General features: G+C 70.3%; 16 protein-coding genes and 4 pseudogenes. 11 read left to right on the plus strand and 9 right to left on the minus strand.

Features of this window, described 5'->3' with window-relative positions:
* Positions 1-8: 8 nt before the first annotated feature.
* On the minus strand, positions 9-434 hold the full coding sequence (locus AC5LSR_RS09630) for a polysaccharide deacetylase family protein (RefSeq protein ID WP_250281594.1): 426 nt from the start codon (positions 432-434) through the stop codon (positions 9-11).
* A 20-nt stretch (positions 435-454) separates the two neighbouring features.
* Positions 455-1,537, minus strand: coding sequence for a YncE family protein (locus tag AC5LSR_RS09635; protein ID WP_250281592.1), 1,083 nt, complete (start codon positions 1,535-1,537; stop codon positions 455-457).
* Positions 1,538-1,957: 420 nt separating this feature from the next.
* Between AC5LSR_RS09635 and AC5LSR_RS09640 the strand changes: the two genes are divergently transcribed.
* The 4 genes from AC5LSR_RS09640 to AC5LSR_RS09655 all read left to right on the plus strand — a co-directional run bounded on the left by AC5LSR_RS09640 (position 1,958) and on the right by AC5LSR_RS09655 (position 6,234).
* On the plus strand, positions 1,958-2,302 hold the full coding sequence (locus tag AC5LSR_RS09640) for a hypothetical protein (RefSeq protein WP_250281590.1): 345 nt from the start codon (positions 1,958-1,960) through the stop codon (positions 2,300-2,302).
* A gap of 310 nt (positions 2,303-2,612) precedes the next feature.
* On the plus strand, positions 2,613-4,406 hold the full coding sequence (locus AC5LSR_RS09645) for an MGDG synthase family glycosyltransferase (protein WP_250281588.1): 1,794 nt from the start codon (positions 2,613-2,615) through the stop codon (positions 4,404-4,406).
* The gene (locus AC5LSR_RS09650; protein WP_493464717.1) at positions 4,403-5,248 is read left to right on the plus strand and encodes a polysaccharide deacetylase family protein; all 846 of its coding nucleotides are present in this window, start codon (positions 4,403-4,405) and stop codon (positions 5,246-5,248) included. Before AC5LSR_RS09645 ends, AC5LSR_RS09650 begins: the two co-directional genes overlap by 4 nt.
* Positions 5,245-6,234: a DMT family transporter gene (locus AC5LSR_RS09655; RefSeq protein ID WP_250281586.1), complete on the plus strand. Its 990-nt coding sequence runs from the start codon at positions 5,245-5,247 to the stop codon at positions 6,232-6,234. Before AC5LSR_RS09650 ends, AC5LSR_RS09655 begins: the two co-directional genes overlap by 4 nt.
* Positions 6,235-6,336: 102 nt before the next feature.
* Here AC5LSR_RS09655 and AC5LSR_RS09660 read toward each other — a convergent pair.
* Positions 6,337-6,734: pseudogene (locus tag AC5LSR_RS09660) on the minus strand (DnaB-like helicase C-terminal domain-containing protein); the annotation flags it as partial.
* Positions 6,735-6,804: 70 nt separating this feature from the next.
* Between AC5LSR_RS09660 and AC5LSR_RS09665 the strand changes: the two are divergent.
* The 3 genes from AC5LSR_RS09665 (at position 6,805) to AC5LSR_RS09675 (ending at position 8,309) form a co-directional block, all read left to right on the plus strand.
* Positions 6,805-6,969, plus strand: coding sequence for a GNAT family N-acetyltransferase (locus AC5LSR_RS09665; protein ID WP_250292243.1), 165 nt, complete (start codon positions 6,805-6,807; stop codon positions 6,967-6,969).
* A 141-nt stretch (positions 6,970-7,110) separates the two neighbouring features.
* Positions 7,111-7,599: a methyltransferase domain-containing protein gene (locus tag AC5LSR_RS09670; protein ID WP_493468370.1), complete on the plus strand. Its 489-nt coding sequence runs from the start codon at positions 7,111-7,113 to the stop codon at positions 7,597-7,599.
* 17 nt (positions 7,600-7,616) lie between these two features.
* Positions 7,617-8,309 (plus strand): class I SAM-dependent methyltransferase, encoded by a 693-nt coding sequence (locus AC5LSR_RS09675; protein ID WP_250292241.1) that lies wholly within the window; start codon positions 7,617-7,619, stop codon positions 8,307-8,309.
* A gap of 36 nt (positions 8,310-8,345) precedes the next feature.
* Here AC5LSR_RS09675 and AC5LSR_RS09680 read toward each other — a convergent pair whose 3' ends face one another.
* The 4 genes and pseudogenes from AC5LSR_RS09680 to AC5LSR_RS09695 form a co-directional block, all read right to left on the minus strand.
* A complete protein-coding gene (locus tag AC5LSR_RS09680; RefSeq protein ID WP_493468371.1) occupies positions 8,346-9,002 on the minus strand; it encodes a lanthionine synthetase LanC family protein in 657 nt (218 codons plus the stop codon).
* Positions 8,914-9,195: pseudogene (locus AC5LSR_RS09685) on the minus strand (lanthionine synthetase LanC family protein); the annotation flags it as partial. The gene AC5LSR_RS09680 and the pseudogene AC5LSR_RS09685, both read right to left, overlap by 89 nt.
* 128 nt (positions 9,196-9,323) lie before the next feature.
* Entirely contained in the window at positions 9,324-10,175 is an 852-nt protein-coding gene (locus tag AC5LSR_RS09690) for a thiopeptide-type bacteriocin biosynthesis protein (RefSeq protein ID WP_493468372.1), read from the minus strand.
* A 155-nt stretch (positions 10,176-10,330) separates the two neighbouring features.
* Positions 10,331-10,984, minus strand: a pseudogene (locus AC5LSR_RS09695) (lantibiotic dehydratase); the annotation flags it as partial.
* Between AC5LSR_RS09695 and AC5LSR_RS09700 the strand changes: the two are divergent.
* Positions 10,966-11,172: pseudogene (locus AC5LSR_RS09700) on the plus strand (hypothetical protein); the annotation flags it as partial. The pseudogenes AC5LSR_RS09695 and AC5LSR_RS09700 sit on opposite strands and share 19 nt — an antisense overlap.
* 281 nt (positions 11,173-11,453) lie before the next feature.
* Here AC5LSR_RS09700 and AC5LSR_RS09705 read toward each other — a convergent pair.
* The gene (locus AC5LSR_RS09705) at positions 11,454-12,176 is read right to left on the minus strand and encodes an ABC transporter permease (RefSeq protein ID WP_250281576.1); all 723 of its coding nucleotides are present in this window, start codon (positions 12,174-12,176) and stop codon (positions 11,454-11,456) included.
* Between the two features lie 347 nt (positions 12,177-12,523).
* On the minus strand, positions 12,524-13,792 hold the full coding sequence (locus AC5LSR_RS09710; RefSeq protein ID WP_250292236.1) for a COG4705 family protein: 1,269 nt from the start codon (positions 13,790-13,792) through the stop codon (positions 12,524-12,526).
* Between the two features lie 593 nt (positions 13,793-14,385).
* Between AC5LSR_RS09710 and AC5LSR_RS09715 the strand changes: the two genes are divergently transcribed.
* The 3 genes from AC5LSR_RS09715 to AC5LSR_RS09725 form a co-directional block, all read left to right on the plus strand.
* A complete protein-coding gene (locus tag AC5LSR_RS09715; RefSeq protein WP_250281573.1) occupies positions 14,386-14,529 on the plus strand; it encodes a hypothetical protein in 144 nt (47 codons plus the stop codon).
* A gap of 455 nt (positions 14,530-14,984) precedes the next feature.
* A complete protein-coding gene (locus AC5LSR_RS09720; RefSeq protein WP_250281571.1) occupies positions 14,985-15,413 on the plus strand; it encodes an SgcJ/EcaC family oxidoreductase in 429 nt (142 codons plus the stop codon).
* Positions 15,414-15,452: 39 nt separating this feature from the next.
* The coding region (locus AC5LSR_RS09725; RefSeq protein WP_493464714.1) for a hypothetical protein at positions 15,453-15,663 on the plus strand (211 nt) is incomplete at its 3' end.

The raw sequence follows: 15,663 nt of genomic DNA on the forward strand, positions 1-15,663 counted from the left end.
GAACTAGCCTACTTCTGATCTTTGTGTGGGGACGGCCTCCGATCTTTCGGGCGCGCCCTCGTCGGCCGGTTCGCTGTCCTCGCCGGGCCTCGTGTTGATCCCGGCCGGTTTCGGCAGCGGCAGTCGAAGTCGACCACGGTCCGGTAGCCGGCCGCTCCCGCCGCCGTCAGGATCAACGGTGTCGCCTGGCTGGTGCCCGAGGGGCGGAAGTAACGGCCCTCCCCGGGCGCCAGCCGGGCCAGCACGTCACGGCATGCCGTGATCTCCTCGCTCACCTGGGACGCGGGCAGCTCCGTCAGCGCGGGATGGGTGCAGGTATGGTTGTCCAGCTCGTGACCTGCCTGCAGGATCAGCCCGGCAAGATCCGGATAGCGAGCGGGCCATTGCCCGGCAGCAAACACGGTGATCGGCACGTTCGGCTGAAGCTTCGGCATCCTGGAGTCATCGGGTTGTGTCAGCGCAGGATGCCGGTGTGGCCGAGGGAGTAGCGGCCGGGTTGCGGCCAGACGGCCAGCCCATGCGGCTCTCGCCCGACGGGAATCCTGCTCAGCATTCTTCCCCGCGCGGGATCGTCGCCGTCGGTACCGCCGGTGTCGAAGACATAGACGACGTTGCTGCGCCGACCGGACAGCCAGAGCCGGGAGCCGTCAGCGTTGATGTTGCCCATGTCCGGGGTGCCTCCGCCGGGAATCGGCCAGGTGACCACGACCTTGCGGGTGGCGAAGTCGATGACCGACACGGAGCCCGCGGATCCGTCGTGCGGGAATGGGGGCATGTCGGACATGAGGTGACCGCCGCGGTTGGTGACGTAAAGATAGCGGTCGTTGCGGCTGGGGTAGAGCCCGTGGGTTTCCGGCCCGGTCTCGACGAACCCGATTGTCGTGAAGCTGTCACCGTCGATGAGGTGGACGCCGTCCGCGTTCATGTCGGCGACGTACCAGATCTTTCCCGCGGGTTCGATCCTGATGTCCTGGGGGGCGGCATGCGGTCCGAGGTCGAGATAGCCGACCACCCGCTGAGCAGCAATATCGATCTTGACGAGGCGACCGGCGAACTCGCAGGTGGCGATCGCGTAGGAGCCGTCCGGGGAGAAGTCTGCGTGATTGACCCCGGCGCACCGGGTGCCGACGTCGAGGCTGTGGCGCAGCGCGAAACTGTGCGGGTCACGGAAGTCGACGTGGTGGATTGCCTCGGCCATCACCATCGCGTACCTACCATCCGGTGTGAAATACAGATTGTAGGGGTCGCTGACCGGAATCGCCGGACCAGCGGGCTGGCCGGTGCGAGGGTCGATCGGGGTCAGACTGTTGCCGAGGTTGTTGTTCACCCACAGGGTGCGCAGGTCCCATGAGGGGACCACGTGCTGTGGTTCCGCCCCGGTCCGGTAGGTCGCGATCACCCGCATGGTGTTCTGGTCGATCACGGTGAGCGTCCCGTCCCGCAGGTTCGGCACGTAGACGAGCGCCGGATCGCCGCTCACCGCCGGGCTGAACATCCCGGCCCCGGCGTGGGCGTAGATGCCCGCTGTTGGCGGCACCGCCGCTGACCGCGAGGCTTCGGCCGATGTGCCGGTGTGTGGACGGGGTCCACTCGACGGATGGTGGTAGACGGCGAGCCCGGTTGCTGTAATGAGCACAATTACTAGCCCGACCAGGGCTGGGAGCAGCCGCCCGTGGCTCCTGCGGTGCCTGCGGCGTGGGGTGATGCTCATCAGTTTATATGAACTCGCGGCGTCCAGCCACGCCCACGGACGTGATGTACGGGAGTAATTTCGCTCGATCATTAGTGGGATGACCTCGGCTGTAGCAAGGATTTCGAATATATCGCGGTTCCTGTAGATGGTTAGTTACGGTGGCTGCAGACGGCTGTTCGGAGTGTTTTAGAGGAAGGGCCGGAGAATATCTGGAGCTGTCCTGGTTTCGTTCACAACCAGGGCTTTGAACGACTGTGGGAGCTCATGCTACTCGTAGCAGCGGGTTTCGTGTTCGCGGGGGCTGTGGCGTATCCGTTTGGTGGAGTGCCGGCGACCCTGCCCGCGGCCGACGACGCCGCCGGCGGGACCGGCGAACCCGACCTGTCGCCGCACCGGCACGCCGTCGGCAGCCGACGAGCCGGCGGGCCGAGGCGCGCCACCGCGCGGACGGGAGTGCTGTCGGCCCCCGCGATCGACAGGGAACAGCCACACCTCCGCCGATCGCCCGGCCTGCTGGGCGACGAGCAGCTGCTCGAGGCCGGTGAGGTTCTCGGCGACGACGGCCCCCGCGCCGATCCGGTGGGGGCCGTTGCCTGGTCCGTGCGGTGATCTGAGTGACGTGCCGCGCCCCGCTGGCCGTGGTCCGGCTATGGTCGGTATCCGGTTTGTGGCTCTTCCCGCCGAAAGGCCCGTCGGAAGGCGTAATGCGCATGGTCCGATGTGATCACTTTTGGGAGGTGGCCGGCCGCTGCCGGTCGGGGAGGTTCCGGCCCCGCTGTGGGATCCGCGGTGGGGCCAGAGGGCGGGGCGTGTGACCAGCGGTACAGGGCACGGGAAACGAGGGCTGTTCGGTCGTCGGCGACCGACCGCGTCCACGCGAAACGAAACCGTGCCATTACCAGGAGCTTCGCGTGGCCGGGTGGTGGTCATCACGGCCAGCGTCGGCGCGGGCCATGACGGGGCGGCCGTGGAGTGGGCGCGGCGCCTGCGTGATCACGGCTTCGAGGTCGACATCCACGATTTTCTGACTGTGCTGGGTCGGATACTGGGTGAAAGCATGCGCGACGCCTACGAGACGGTCCTGCACCGCGTGCCGTGGGTCTACGCGCTGCTCTTCCGGCTGACCGCGTTACCGCACGGGGCTGCGATGCTGGCCCGTAACCTCATGACGCCGTTCCTGTCGAAGCTGGGCGCTCTGTTTCCGCCCGACACCGTCGCGGTCGTGACGACCTACCCGATGGCCGGTCAGCTGCTCGGCAAACTGCGTCGGCGGGGCGCACTGGCGGTACCGGCGTTCACCTTCCTCACCGACTTCTCGGTCCACCGGCTGTGCGTGGCGCCGGGCATCGACGCCTACTACGTGTTGCACGCGGTCAGTGCCGCCCAGGCGCGAGCGCTCGGGGCCACGGAGGTCGTCATCACCGGCCCGCTGGTGTCCGGCCGTTTCCGCCCGGCCTCGGCCGCGGACCGTCGGCTGGCCCGGGAGCGGTTCGGGCTCCCGGCCGGCGAGCGGCTGGCGTTGCTGGTGGCCGGATCCTGGGGTGTCGGCGATGTCGAGCACGCCGCCACGGAGATCGCCGCTACCGGCGTGGCGATGCCGGTGGTCGTCTGCGGCCGCAACACCGCGTTACGGGAACGGCTGGACGAAGCGGGGCTGGGCTGCCCGTTGGGCTGGGTCGAGGACATGCCCGCCCTGATGCAGGCGGTCGACGTGCTTGTCGAGAACGCCGGCGGCCTGACATCCCTGGAGGCGATGGCCTGCGGGCTGCCCGTGGCCAGTTACCGGCCGATTCCCGGTCACGGTCGGACCAACGCGGCCGCCCTGGACGAGGCCGGCGTCTCGACGTGGATCCGCACCCCCTCCGAGCTGCGGGCCACCCTGGCCGAGCTGGTGGAAGGTCCCCGCGGCCGGCGGCAACGAGCCGCCGGGCTGGCGTTGTTCGCCGCCGACCCCACGGCCGTCGCCGTCCAGGCCATCGAGGGCGCGGGACGGCGGGACGGTCACCCCGGCACCGTCGGTGGGCGCACGGCCGCCGTCATCGGGCGGAAGGGACCCCTGGCAGCTGGCAACCGCTGGGCGCGGCGCGTGGTCGTGGCCGTGGCCACGGCTGTCGTCGTCGGCTGGAACATGACGGTCGGTACCCAGCTCGCGGTCGCGCACGGGTTCGACGCCGCCCGGCCGGGCGGGCGTGGCGAGGTCTTCGTCATCGTCCACCCGGGCCCGGAGACCAGTCTCGACCCGGCCGCGGTCCGTCTGTTGCAGGCCAGGCAGGTCGCGGTCGCGGTGGACGCCCCGTTGCTCCACCACCGGCCCGACCTCGCCCGGACCCTGGCGGCGTCGGGACTGACGCTGGTCAACGCCGGCGGTGGCCCGCCCTACCGGACCGGGATCGTCGGTGGCCGCTCCGCGATCAGGCACACCGCCGCCGCCGTGCAACGGGTCGGTGGCCGCCCGCTGGAGTTCTACCTCAGCAACGGCGACCTGGACGCGGTGGACCTGGGAACAGCGGCGTATCTGCACGAAACTATCGTGCTTCCGAACCAGCACGTCAGCGGCGGTTCGCTGATCCCGTCGCTACGACAAGGGGAGATCGTGCTCGTGGAGTGTGCGCAGCGGCCCGACTGCGGGCTCGCCACCACCCTCGCCGGGTTGGACCGGCAGACGGCCGGCCAGCCGATGCGGGTCGGATCGCTGGCGGAGCTCCGAGGGTGAGCGGCCTGCCCCGGCACCTGCTACGGCGTACCGCCGCGGCCGGTGCCGCCGCGACCGGGACCGTCGCGGCCGTCCACGCCCTGCCCGCGCTCACGTCGGTGCCGGGGCTGCGGCGCCGGCTCGTGCCCGGCCTGGCCGGCGTGGGAGATCCCGGCCACGTCGCGTTGACCTTCGACGACGGCCCCGACCCCACCTCCACCCCCCGGTTTCTCGAGGCCCTGGCGGCCCACGAGGTCCGGGCCACCTTCTTCCTGCTCGGCTCGATGCTCGTCCGGGCGCCGGAGCTGGGCCGGGACCTCGTGCAGGCCGGCCACGAGGTGGCGGTTCACGGGTGGGAACACCGCTACTTCGTGCTACGCGGCCCGACCGCCACGTATGACGACCTCGCCCGGGCGCGTGATCTCGTCGGTGACGTGACCGGGCAGACGCCCGCGTTCTTCCGCCCGCCGTATGGCGTGCTCAGCACCGCGGTGCTGCGGGCCGCCCGGCGCCTTCGGCTCCGGCCGGTGCTCTGGACAGCCTGGGGGAAGGACTGGAGCTCCCGCGCCACGCCGCGCTCCGTTCTCGACACCGTCCGCCGCGACCTCGTCGGCGGCGGGACCGTGCTGCTACACGACTCCGACTGCACGTCGGCCCCGGGAGCCTGGCGTTCGGCCCTGGGCGCGCTCCCCGCGCTGCTCGACGAATGCGCCGGTCGCGGCCTTCGCGTCGGGCCGTTACGCGAGCACCTCGCCCCGCGAGCAGGCGGGGAGGTCCGCCCCACCGGCCGCCTGGACGGTTCCGCAGGCCGTGCCGCCCCGGGCGCCGCGGAAGGTGCCCCGCGCACGGCAACAGCGCCGTGAGCGTGCTCGCGGTCCCGGTGGCACTCGCGTCCGCGACCTGTTTCGCATGCGCCTCCGCGCTGCAACACCGCGCCGCCAGCCAGGAACCACTCCACCAGGTCCTGGATCCGCGTCTGCTGTTCCGGCTGACGCGTCGGCCCCTCTGGCTGGCCGGCGGGATCGCCGATGTCGCCGGCCTCGGGCTGCAGACGCTGGCACTCGGCCTCGGCGCGCTCACCGTCGTTCAGGTGCTGCTTGTCAGCGGGCTGTTCCTGGCGGTGCCGCTCGAGGCCGCGTTCGAACGGCGCCGGCCCCGCCGCCGCGATCTCGCCGTGGCAGCCCTGGCCGCCACGGGCCTCGCCGTGTTCCTGCTGGCCGCGACGCCCGGCGACGGGGTCTCCGAACCGTCCAGCCTGGCCTGGTTACTGACCGTGGCCGTGGTCGGCCCGGTGGTCGCGGCGACTGTCGGCTTCGCCCGACGCGCCCGCGCGCTGCGCCGCGCCACCTACCTCGGGCTGGCGACCGGCATCACCTACGGGATGACCGCCGGGCTGTTGAAAGCCTGCGCCGAAAGGCTGAGCGCCGATCCGTCCAGCCTGTTGACCGGCTGGCAGCTGTATGCCCTCGTCGGCATCGGTGCGGCCGGGTTCATCCTCAACCAGAACGCCTTCCAGGATCGTCTCGCGGCGCCCCTGGTCGCGATCACTCTCGCCGATCCGGCGCTCAGTATGATCATCGGAGTCGCGGTGTTCCACGAACGGGTGACCGTGGACACCCCACGGGTGGCTGTGCTGCTCCTCGCGGCAGCCGCGGTAACCGCCGGGACCGGGCTGGTCACCGCCGGGCCGCCGATCGGGGAGCGCAGCGGCGACGGCAGTGACGCCGGGTCCGCGGACGCCGGATCCACCCCTGATCCACACGGTCGGGCAGGTTCCATGCAAGGGGAACGGGAAGAACCGGCTCAACCCGGTGGGGGAGTGGGTGTGGTCACCGGTGCCGGTGCATGAGGCGCTGGTCGATCTGGAGTCGTTCGTGCTGGCCCAGCAGGCCCGCCAGCTCGTCGTCGAGCAATGTGGCGACGTCGTCGGCGATCGGTGAGTCGTGTGCGGTCAGCCGGCCATGTCGACGAACCGGTTGTAGCGCCCTGGAACGCGACGGTCACCGTGCTGGTCGGGCCGTTGCGGTGCTTGGCGAGGATGAGGTCGGCCTCGCCGGCGCGCGCTGACTCCTTCTCGACCGCGTCCTCGCGGTACAACAGGATCACGAGGTCCCCGTCCTGCTCGATCTGGCCGGAGTCGCGCAGGTCGGCCAGTGCCGGCCGCTTGTCTGCGCGCAGGTCAGAGGCGCGGTTGAGCTGGCTCACGACGACGATCGGGATCTCAAGCTCCATCGCGAGCGTCTTGAGGCCGCGGCTGATCTCGCTCATCTCCTGGACGCGGTTCTCCCGCCGGCTCGTCGAGGTCATCAGCTGCAGGTAGTCGACGACAAGCAGACGCAGGTCGTTCCGGGTGACGCACTCGCTGTTTCTTAAGGAGCTGTACGTCTCCGCTGCCGCCCGGCGGCGCGGGGTCGGGCGGATGCTCATGGAGCACCTGCGGACCATCGCCGAAGAGCAAGGTCGTAGCCGCTTGGAGTGGACCACGGATCAGGAGAACACCCAGGCTCAGACCTTTTACGACGCCTTGGGTGCGCACGTGCATGACGGCAAGGTGTTTTACCGGACAGCGATTCCATCGCCGTAGTTGGCCTTGGCGCACCGCCACGTCGCCGAGACCGGGTGCGTGTGCGCGAGGCGACCGGGGAACGGTCGGCGACGGGCGAACTACACTGGCGCCGTGAGTCTGGAGGCGGGGACCGCGGCAGCGGACAAGCTGAGGAACGCGATGGTGGACGGCCTGCGGCCGTCGGGCGCGGCGCTGAGTGGCCAGGTGGACGCGGCGATGCGGGCGGTGCCGAGGCACGTGTTCGTGCCCGACGTGTCGCTGGAACGCGCTTATGGGCCCGACCCGGTGGTGACCCACCGCGACGGCGACGGGGTTCCGGTCAGCTCGGCCTCCGCGCCGGCCACGGTCGCGGGGATGCTGGAGGATCTCGACGTCCGTCCGGGGCATCGGGTTCTTGAGATCGGTGCTGGGACCGGGTACAACGCGGCGTTGCTCGCCCGTCTGGTCGGCCCGACGGGTTCCGTGACGACGATCGAGTACGACGAGGCCGTGGCGTCCGCGGCGCGCGCCGCGCTGAGCGGCCTGGGCGCGGCCGTGACCGTGGTCCACGGAGATGGCATGCTCGGTGTGCCCGGACAGGCGACATTTGACCGGATCGTGGTCACGGCGGGTGCCTGGGATGTCCAAGGGCTTGGTGGGAGCAGCTAGCCGAGGACGGACGTCTGGTGGTGCCGTTGCGGATGCTTGGCCTGACCCGAACAATTATCTTCGAGCGCGCCGGAGCGGTTCTGCGTAGCCGGTCGGTCGTGGAGGACGGGTTCATGCCGATGCACGGCGTCGGTGCCGTTCGTGAGCAGAACATCCCGGTCGGCGCCGGCCCGGACCTGACGATTCGGCTCGATGACGATCGCCCGGGGGATGCCTCGGTGCTGCGGGGCGCGTTGGATCATCCTGTGGCGGTGTGCTGGACCGGGGTCGAGGTCCCGTGGGGCTGGACAGAGCATCTCGATTTCTGGCTGGCCACGTTGGAGGGCTTCTGCCGGCTTCTGGTGTCGCGGGCCGCGGTCGATGCCGGCCGGCTGATGGCGCCGAAGGGGCCGTGGGGAAGCATGGGTGTTGTCGAGGGTGGGACGCTGGCGTATCTCACGACGCGGCCGAGCCCTGACGGCGACGCGGAGATGCCCAGCTACGAGATCGGTGCCTGCGGCTACGGCCCGCAGGGCGCCGATCTGGCGGCCCGGCTCGCCGGGCGGGTCCGCGACTGGGACCGTGACGGTGGGCAGGGCGTCCAGTTGTGGATCGAGGCATATCCGGCCGACGCCGTCCGTCCGGAGGCGTCGGGTGTGCTGCTTGCGGTCGACAAGCGCGACAGCCGGGTTCTCGTCCGGGTGGCTGAGCAGGCACCCGCCGCGGTCTGACCGTCTTGGCCGGACGGGGTCAGGACACGGACGGGGTCAGGACAGCAGCAGGGCGTCCCAGGCCGTGCGCAGGCCCTCGGGGACGGGGAACGTGGCGTGCTCGGCGAGAGCGAGCGCCGTTCCGGCGGCGCCGGTGAGGAAGCCGGGCCGGTCGGTGGCCGTGCTCCCGGCGACGTGTGCGAAACCGAAGCGGCGCGTGGGGTCGAACGCGTCGGTGACCGCGGTCGCGGCGTGCTTCGCGACGGCCGTGTTGTGGATGGTGTCGGCGGCGCGGAGGACGCCGGCGTATCCGTGGCAGAGCGTCGGTCCTTCGACGTCCCAGTGGCCCGGCCGTTCCGCGAGGAGGCGCAGCGCGTCCCGGGCGGCCTCCTCTACCGCGGGTTCTCTGGCGGCCTGGCCGGCGGGTGTGAGCGCGCGGCTGATGCCGGGAATGCCGTAGCACCAGGCGTCGGCGCGTCCGGCTGGCGGGGCGGCGTGGCCGGCATCGAGGTCGTCGCCGGTGATGTGCGGGGCCCATGTCCTGGTGCGTTCGTCGCGCCAGCGCAGCAGCCAGGCAGCGGCGTGGGTGATGGCGTCGCGTTGGCCGGGGACGGTGAATCCGGCCAGGTGGGGCGGTGGCGAGTAGCGCGAGCGGTCCGGCGATCCCGTGGGCCATGCCGGTGGTCGCCGCGCCGGAGGGGTGCGCGGTGACAGCGGCCGGGTGGCGGTCTGCGGGCAGCCACCAGCCGGGGCGGCGGCTTCCCGCTCTGTGGTTGGTCAGCGTGGTGAGCGCGGCGAGGAGCCCGGGCTCGGCGGCTGCGTGCCCTGACTGGTGGGCGGCGAGCAGGACCCTGCCGGTCCCGGCGAGGCCGGTGATGACGTCGTAGACGTGCCAGGGCGTGCTCATCGCCCGGTGGGTGAGGGCTGCGTGGTGGTGCTCGGCGAGGGTGACGGCCTGCGTGGACAGCCAGCGGGCGGCCCTGGCCGTGCTCGTGGCGTGGCGGGCTGGGTCTGGGAGGCAGGGCACGCCGATGATCAGCGACGCGGCCAGGCCCGCACCAGCGTGAAACACACGAGGTGGTCGACGCCCCGCAGGGTCTGGCGGGCCGCGTGGGTCCAGTGGTTCGCCGCGGCCGTCGCGAAATCAGCATGGACGACCGCCAGCCGGGCGTGTAACAGCGCCGTTCCGGGCAGGCCGTCGGCGAGACCGCCCGCGGCCCCGGCTGGGAGCGCGGCTGTGCCGCCGCGGGCCGCGTCGTTCACGAGGCGGCGCAGCTCGGCGAGGCGGCGGTGGGCGGCCCGGTTGAGGCGGGGGCGGCCGAGCGCGGCATGATCACAGTCGGCGAGAGTGCGTGCCACCGTCGCCGCGGTCAGCGCGGCCACGACGAGCCGCTGCTCAGGCTCATGGGTCGCGGTCAGCGTGGCGAGTACCAGGTCGCTGTCGGCCGCGAAGACCTCCTCGGCTGCCTCGATCGCCAGCGGCCCGCCGTAGCGCTCGATCTCCTGGTCGTAGGGCTCAACGCTGAATCCGGAGGCCAGAGCGTCCGCCACCAGGCGCGCGCCCCATTGGGAGACGGCGGGCAGGAGTTCGCCGCCGAGTACGGCCGGGGCCCCGTGGAAACGGACCCGCAGGTGTGGGCCGGTGGCCTGGGTGCGGTAGCACAGCCAGAACCAGCGGTCGAACATTCCGCGCAGGTCCGGGAGGATCCCGGCGAGGTCGGCGAGGATCTCGTCGTGCTGGGCCGCCGGTGCGCCGATCGCGAGCGACAGCCACGGGCCGCCTGGCAGGTAGTGCCCGGCCCCAGCTGGCCGGGGCAGCGCGGTGATAGGACGAGCCGGGGCCGGCGGGGGCGCCGTGGCGGCGAGCGGGATGACGAGTTCGAGCAGATGGCGGCCGGACGCCCGGTGACGACTTCCTGGATCGTGCCGTCGCCGCCGGGCTGCTCGGTGACGGCCCGCAGCCCGCGCCGCACATAGCGGCGCAGCAGCTCCGCGTCCCGCGGATCGTCGAGGTCGAGCGGGAGCTGTCGTTCGTCATCGTCGGTGACGACCACGGTCGGAGGTGGCGGGACGGTGGACGTCCGCCAGGAGCGCAGCTGGGCCGGCCAGGCCGCGGTGTCGCGCGCGGCGTCCGTCAGCAGCCTCGGCAGGCGCCACCGGGCGGGCGCGAGAATCGTCAACCTATACCGCACCCGTGGCTGGAAAGCGGTGTCACGCAGCGGCCCCCAGGAGAACAGCCGCCACGGGCGGCACCCGGACCGGCCCAGCAGCGCCAGCAGCCGGGCCTCCGCCGGCAGGTAACGCGGCCCGATCCGAGAGTTCAGGACCGGCACGACCTGACACCGGCGATCCCGAGACCACAGCGTGAGGCGCGCGGCGTCGGCCACGAGCAGCAAGTCGTCGAGTCGTAGATCACCCGGCCGGGCGGGGATCCCGACGGGGATACGAATCGAGGCGACACCGGTCGGCGGGGCGATCGTCGCCAGCACCGGAATGCGGGGCCGGGCCACCACCTCCGCGACGAGCGCGTCTGCGGGCGGGTCGGCCACGCGCGGCGTGCTACCCGGAAGCAGTGAGGTGAACCGGCCGGCGCTCGACCCGGCGTCCTGGGTGCCACCGACGTAGAGCGCCAGGTGCAGCCGGCCGGCGGCCAGGTCCTCCTCGGAGGCGGCGAGCACGCGGGCGCCAAGCGACACCAGCCGGCCGTACCCGCCTGCGCGAACGCACCGCGGTCGAGCACACCCTCGCCCACGTCGGCCACTGGCAGGGCCGCCGCGCCCGCTACCGCGGGCAGCGCAAGAACCTGTTCGACCTACGCCGCACCGCCGTCGTCCACCACCTCCACGTCATCGCCCGCCACAGAAACGATCAGCAAGCAGCCTGACTACCTGACCGGCGCTCTAGTCTGCGCCGATAGCGGTGCGCTGCGGACCAAGGACTGAGTGGGTGGAGATGGCGACGGCACGGATGAGCCTGCGGGAGAAACAGGACGATCTTCGTTCCCGCATGCGGGCTCTGGGGATGGGGCGCGGTGAGATCGCCGCTGAGTTCGCGAGGCGTTATCAGTTTCGGCCTCGTACGGCGTGGCGGCACGCCCACGGCTGGACGCTGAATCAAGCCGCGCGCCAGGTCAACGATGTCGCCGCGCGAACTGGATACGACGAGCTACGTATTCTGGTCGGGGATGTGGGTAGGAGCACCGAACAGCCAGGCCAGGATGACGGCCGCCAGCGTCTCCGCGGTGAGCAGGGCGACGAGGACGACCAGCTGGAAGCGTGCCGCGTCCGTGGGGCTTGCCCCGCCGAGCAGGGCGCCGACGAACGCGCCGGGCAAGGTGACCAGCCCGACCGTGCGGGTCTGGTCGACGGCGGGCAGCAGGGCCTCCCGGACGGCGGTACGGGTGAGGTCCGCGACCGCCTGGCGCGGTGTGGCGCCGAGGGCGAGCCAGGCCTCGACCTCGGCGCGGCGGCGCACCATCGCGTCGAACAGCCGCCGGCCGGTGAGGGTGCAGGCCGTCATGGCCCCGCCGATCACGATCCCGCCGGCTGCGACCAGATAGCGTGCGGATCGGTCGAGCAGCGGGACGGCGAAGATGATCCCGAGTGTGACCGCCGCGCCGGCCGTGCAGGCGGTGAGGACCACACGCCCGGCGTGGGGGAAGCCGGTGAGGCGGCCTGTCGCGGTCAGAGTCGCGACGGTGAGCATCATGGCGAGGACCGCGATCGTTGTCGCTGGAGCGGCCAGCACCCCGCGCAATGCCAGGCCGACCAGGGCGAGTTGGGCGACCGCACGGGCCGCGGCGGTGACCATCGCCCGGCGAAGCGGCACCCGGGCGACGGTGAGGCAGGTGACCGCAACGGCCAGCAGACCACCCAGGCCCGCGGTCATCCGTACGACATCGCCCACAGGCTTACTGTGCGGCCTCGAGCTCGCCGACGAGTCGACCGACAAGCTCGACCGCTACACCGAGTAGCGCATGCTGGGGCTGCCGCGAGAACGGGCGAACACTGGGCGCGGCGCGCTGATCGTTACATACAGCGTCGAGACCGTCTAAACCACCGGCCCATGCGATTACTATGAGTGACAGAAAGATCGACCTGTGGTGAGCGGGAGTTCCGCACCAGCTGGAGGAACCGGGTATCGGGTCCGACCAAAAATCGTTAGCGGGGCATGGCGCCGTTTCCAGCGTTTCTTGGTCGCTCCACGCGGATAGGGCCGGCTCGGAGGGTCTTCAGTCAGGTACCGGTGTTCGGGCCGAGGCCGGCGAGGAGTTCGGTCAGGGCTGTTCGTTCGTGGTTCATGTCCGGGTTCGTCGAACGAAGTGCGCGTAGCGCCGTGTCGATCTTGTCATCGATTGCGCTCCAGGCGGACTTGTCCTTTGGCTTCAGGCGCGCTTCGGCGTCGTCCCACGCGGTTTCGAGGTCGCTGATACGGGAGGTGGCGGAGGACTGCTGGCCGGCGTTCAGGCGATCCAGCGTGTCCTGTGTGATGGTCCGGAACTTCGAGAGGTCGCCGAGAGGAGAGGTCTGTGTTGTCTGGCCGGCGCTGGAGGCCAGGCCCGGGGTGCCGCTCTCCAGTGCGGACTTGCGCAGGAAGTATCCCGTCCCCGCGGTGACGAGAATGAGGGCCACCACGACGACCGTCTGCGCCAGGCCGCCCTGTCCCGGCGGTCCTGTTGGCCCTGTCGTCGTGCCGGTGTCGTAGGTCGAGGCGGTCGGGATGACGTCCACTTTCGTCGCCGAGAAATAGACGACGATGCCGATGATCCCGGCCGTGAAGATCACGCTTGTCAGTGTGGCGCCCAGGCCCAGCCCGCCCGCGTCCGGTGACTGGGAGAGGTAGTCACCGATCGACGCGCCGAGCGGCCGGGTCAGAATGTAAATGAGCCAGAAGGCGAGAACGGGGTTGAGCCCGAATCGCCACCCGATGGCGAGAGCGGCGATCAACGCCGCCATGATGACGCCTGTCATCAGGTAGCCGATTCCGAGCACCTCGGCCATGAGATCGCCGGTTGCTGTACCGAGGGCGAAGGTGACGAGAATGGTCAGCCAGTAGAATGCCTCGCGCCGCCGGGTGAAGATCGAGTGGATGGAGAGCGTCTTCTCGGTCAGGTACCACGCGAGGAAGGTGAGCGCGAGAAGGACACCGAAGATCAGAGTGCTCGTTTCCAGCGGCACGCCGAGGTTGTCCGTGAGGTTGTCGGTCACCAGTGTTCCGAATACGCTCACGAATGCCACCGTGAGCCAGTACCTGGCCGGTACATAGCGGCTCGCGGTGAACTGAAGGATCAGGGCGCCGACGAGGAGGACACCGGTGACAACGGATGTCCCGGTCAGACCGATGTCCAGGTCGACGTTCAGGAAGTCGGCGGCCGATTCACCGACCGTCGTACAGAGGACCTTGATGATCCAGAAGAATATGGTGACTTCTGGGACCTTGCTGAGGGGCCGACGAACCGGCGCGAGAGTGTCGTCTGCGGTGACGAGGCTGCGTTGTGAGGTCATGGGTCTCTTTCTCGGTTCGTCTGTCGCGGTGGGCGGACCGGCGACGGGGGGAGCCGGGGAGGACGGATCGGCCGTGGGGTGTTGCCTGCCGTCCAACCGCGCGGTGCTTCCTCCCCTGTCGACGGCCCGGTGGCCAAGGCGCTGTGGTGTCGATATCCTGCACGTCGCTTCATGTAAGGAAGATGTGAGGGCGTGCGGGCGTCAACCGCGTTCCCGCCCGCGCCTTCACCGTCTACAACATCGTCGGGGGTCTCGTCTGGGCGCTCGGCGTGACGCTGCCAGGATATTCTCTCGGTCGCTCGATCCCGATCGACCACTACATCATCCCCATCGCCCTGGCTGTTGTCCTGCTGTCCGCGATCCCGGTCTGCATGAGCTCGTCCAGCAGCTAAAGAACCGTGGCGACGGCGTCCCGGCGCGACCGGAAAATCGCCCGTCGCCCGGCTCGATGGGGTGATGAGCGACCTGCCGGCCGTCAGTGTGGAATGCTTTCACCCACTGCCGGCAGAACTCGACAACGTCGCCTTGCGAGTAAGAAGGGCGAGCGAGCGGGTTCTGGTCAGAAACTGTCGTGTGGTGTCATAGCGAGCATCATGATTGTCGAGGACGACAGTGGGACCGGTGAGCGGCTGGCCGCTGTGCTTCGTGCGCTGCGCCATGGCAGCGGGCGGTGCCCCGACGGCGCGGCGGCGTTGGCCCGCGCTGCCCGCGGCCCCGTCGACCTGGTGTTGCTGTGATGCACCCAACTCTTATGATCTTGTTCTGATGATCGGCGGCGGTTTGTGTCAACGAAGTGGCCCAACTTTCCGAGTCCGGGACCCACTTAGTGATCTCCGGAGCTCTTGATCGCGGGCGAGTTCTGGCCCCACCCCGGCCTTCCTCGCCGGCGAGTGTGGTCCTCGCTGTCCTTCGCTGTCGAAGCCGGCCCGTTGTCATTGAGTCTGGCCCGTTGGGAGTTCGTGCCAGTAAAGTTGGCCCGGTTCTGATCCTGACGATCTAATTTCGGCCGGGTGCGAGCGGATCCACACCGAGCTGGATGCCCTGTTCGACGCCCTCCTCATCGCCCGCCACGCGGTGGAGCGGCTGAACCTGGGCCTGGCGGGCGTCTGCGCTGGGATTGATCGCAGAGCCTTGACTTCAAGTTCGGTTCAGCTCTTAGCGTCCGGCGTGGACCCCCTACCGAGGAGGAACCATGGCTCGGATTCAGATGCGGCCGGTGCTTGACGACGACCCGGCGGCACACGCCGCGGCCGAGGCGGCCATGGCCCGTCTCGCGACCGAGTTGCAGGAAGGCCTGGACGCCGGCGACGCGGACGTCTATGACCAGTCCTTTGCCGCGGACGTGTTGTGGGGCAGTCCCTACGGCGCCAGCCTGGCTGGCTTCGACGAGTTGATCGCCGTGCATCGTCGGCTCATGGGCGCCCGGGTCGCACCGCGTTCAGAGTTCCAGGTCGTCGCCGTGCGCGCCCCGGCGCCCGGAATCGCGATAGGGCAGATCCGCCGGCGAGCACACGACGGCACCGGGTTCTCGGAGATGGCCCTGTACACCCTGATCGAACGGGACGGCCGGTGGTGGCTGGCCGCCGCGCAGAACACGCCGATCGCCGAGGCGCCGGCATGATCGTGACCCTCGCGCAGGGCCCAGCTCGGACGGGACCGGGTGCTGATCGGTGGCGCGGTCACCCACCGACAGCGCCCGGCCACCGCGGGCGGGATCACCTTCCTCGACATCGAGGACGAGACGGGGATGGTGAACGTGATCTGCATGCTCGGGCTGTGGCAGGGCTACCACCGGGTCGCCCGCGCCAGCCCGGCGCTGCTGATCCGTGGTGTGGTGGAGAAGGCGGACGGTGTGGTCGGCCTGCTCGCCG

The sequence above is a fragment of the Protofrankia sp. CiP1_Cm_nod4 genome, from assembly GCF_982290645.1.

What these genes read in the sequence shown, in the direction of transcription:
- AC5LSR_RS09630 (WP_250281594.1), bottom strand. Translation starts at nt 434, where the DNA reads ATGCCGAAGCTTCAGCCGAACGTGCCGATCACCGTGTTTGCTGCCGGG.
- AC5LSR_RS09640 (WP_250281590.1), top strand. Translation starts at nt 1,958, where the DNA reads ATGCTACTCGTAGCAGCGGGTTTCGTGTTCGCGGGGGCTGTGGCGTAT.
- AC5LSR_RS09665 (WP_250292243.1), top strand. Translation starts at nt 6,805, where the DNA reads ATGCTCATGGAGCACCTGCGGACCATCGCCGAAGAGCAAGGTCGTAGC.
- AC5LSR_RS09670 (WP_493468370.1), top strand. Translation starts at nt 7,111, where the DNA reads ATGGTGGACGGCCTGCGGCCGTCGGGCGCGGCGCTGAGTGGCCAGGTG.
- AC5LSR_RS09705 (WP_250281576.1), bottom strand. Translation starts at nt 12,176, where the DNA reads ATGACCGCGGGCCTGGGTGGTCTGCTGGCCGTTGCGGTCACCTGCCTC.
- AC5LSR_RS09710 (WP_250292236.1), bottom strand. Translation starts at nt 13,792, where the DNA reads ATGACCTCACAACGCAGCCTCGTCACCGCAGACGACACTCTCGCGCCG.
- AC5LSR_RS09715 (WP_250281573.1), top strand. Translation starts at nt 14,386, where the DNA reads ATGATTGTCGAGGACGACAGTGGGACCGGTGAGCGGCTGGCCGCTGTG.
- AC5LSR_RS09720 (WP_250281571.1), top strand. Translation starts at nt 14,985, where the DNA reads ATGGCTCGGATTCAGATGCGGCCGGTGCTTGACGACGACCCGGCGGCA.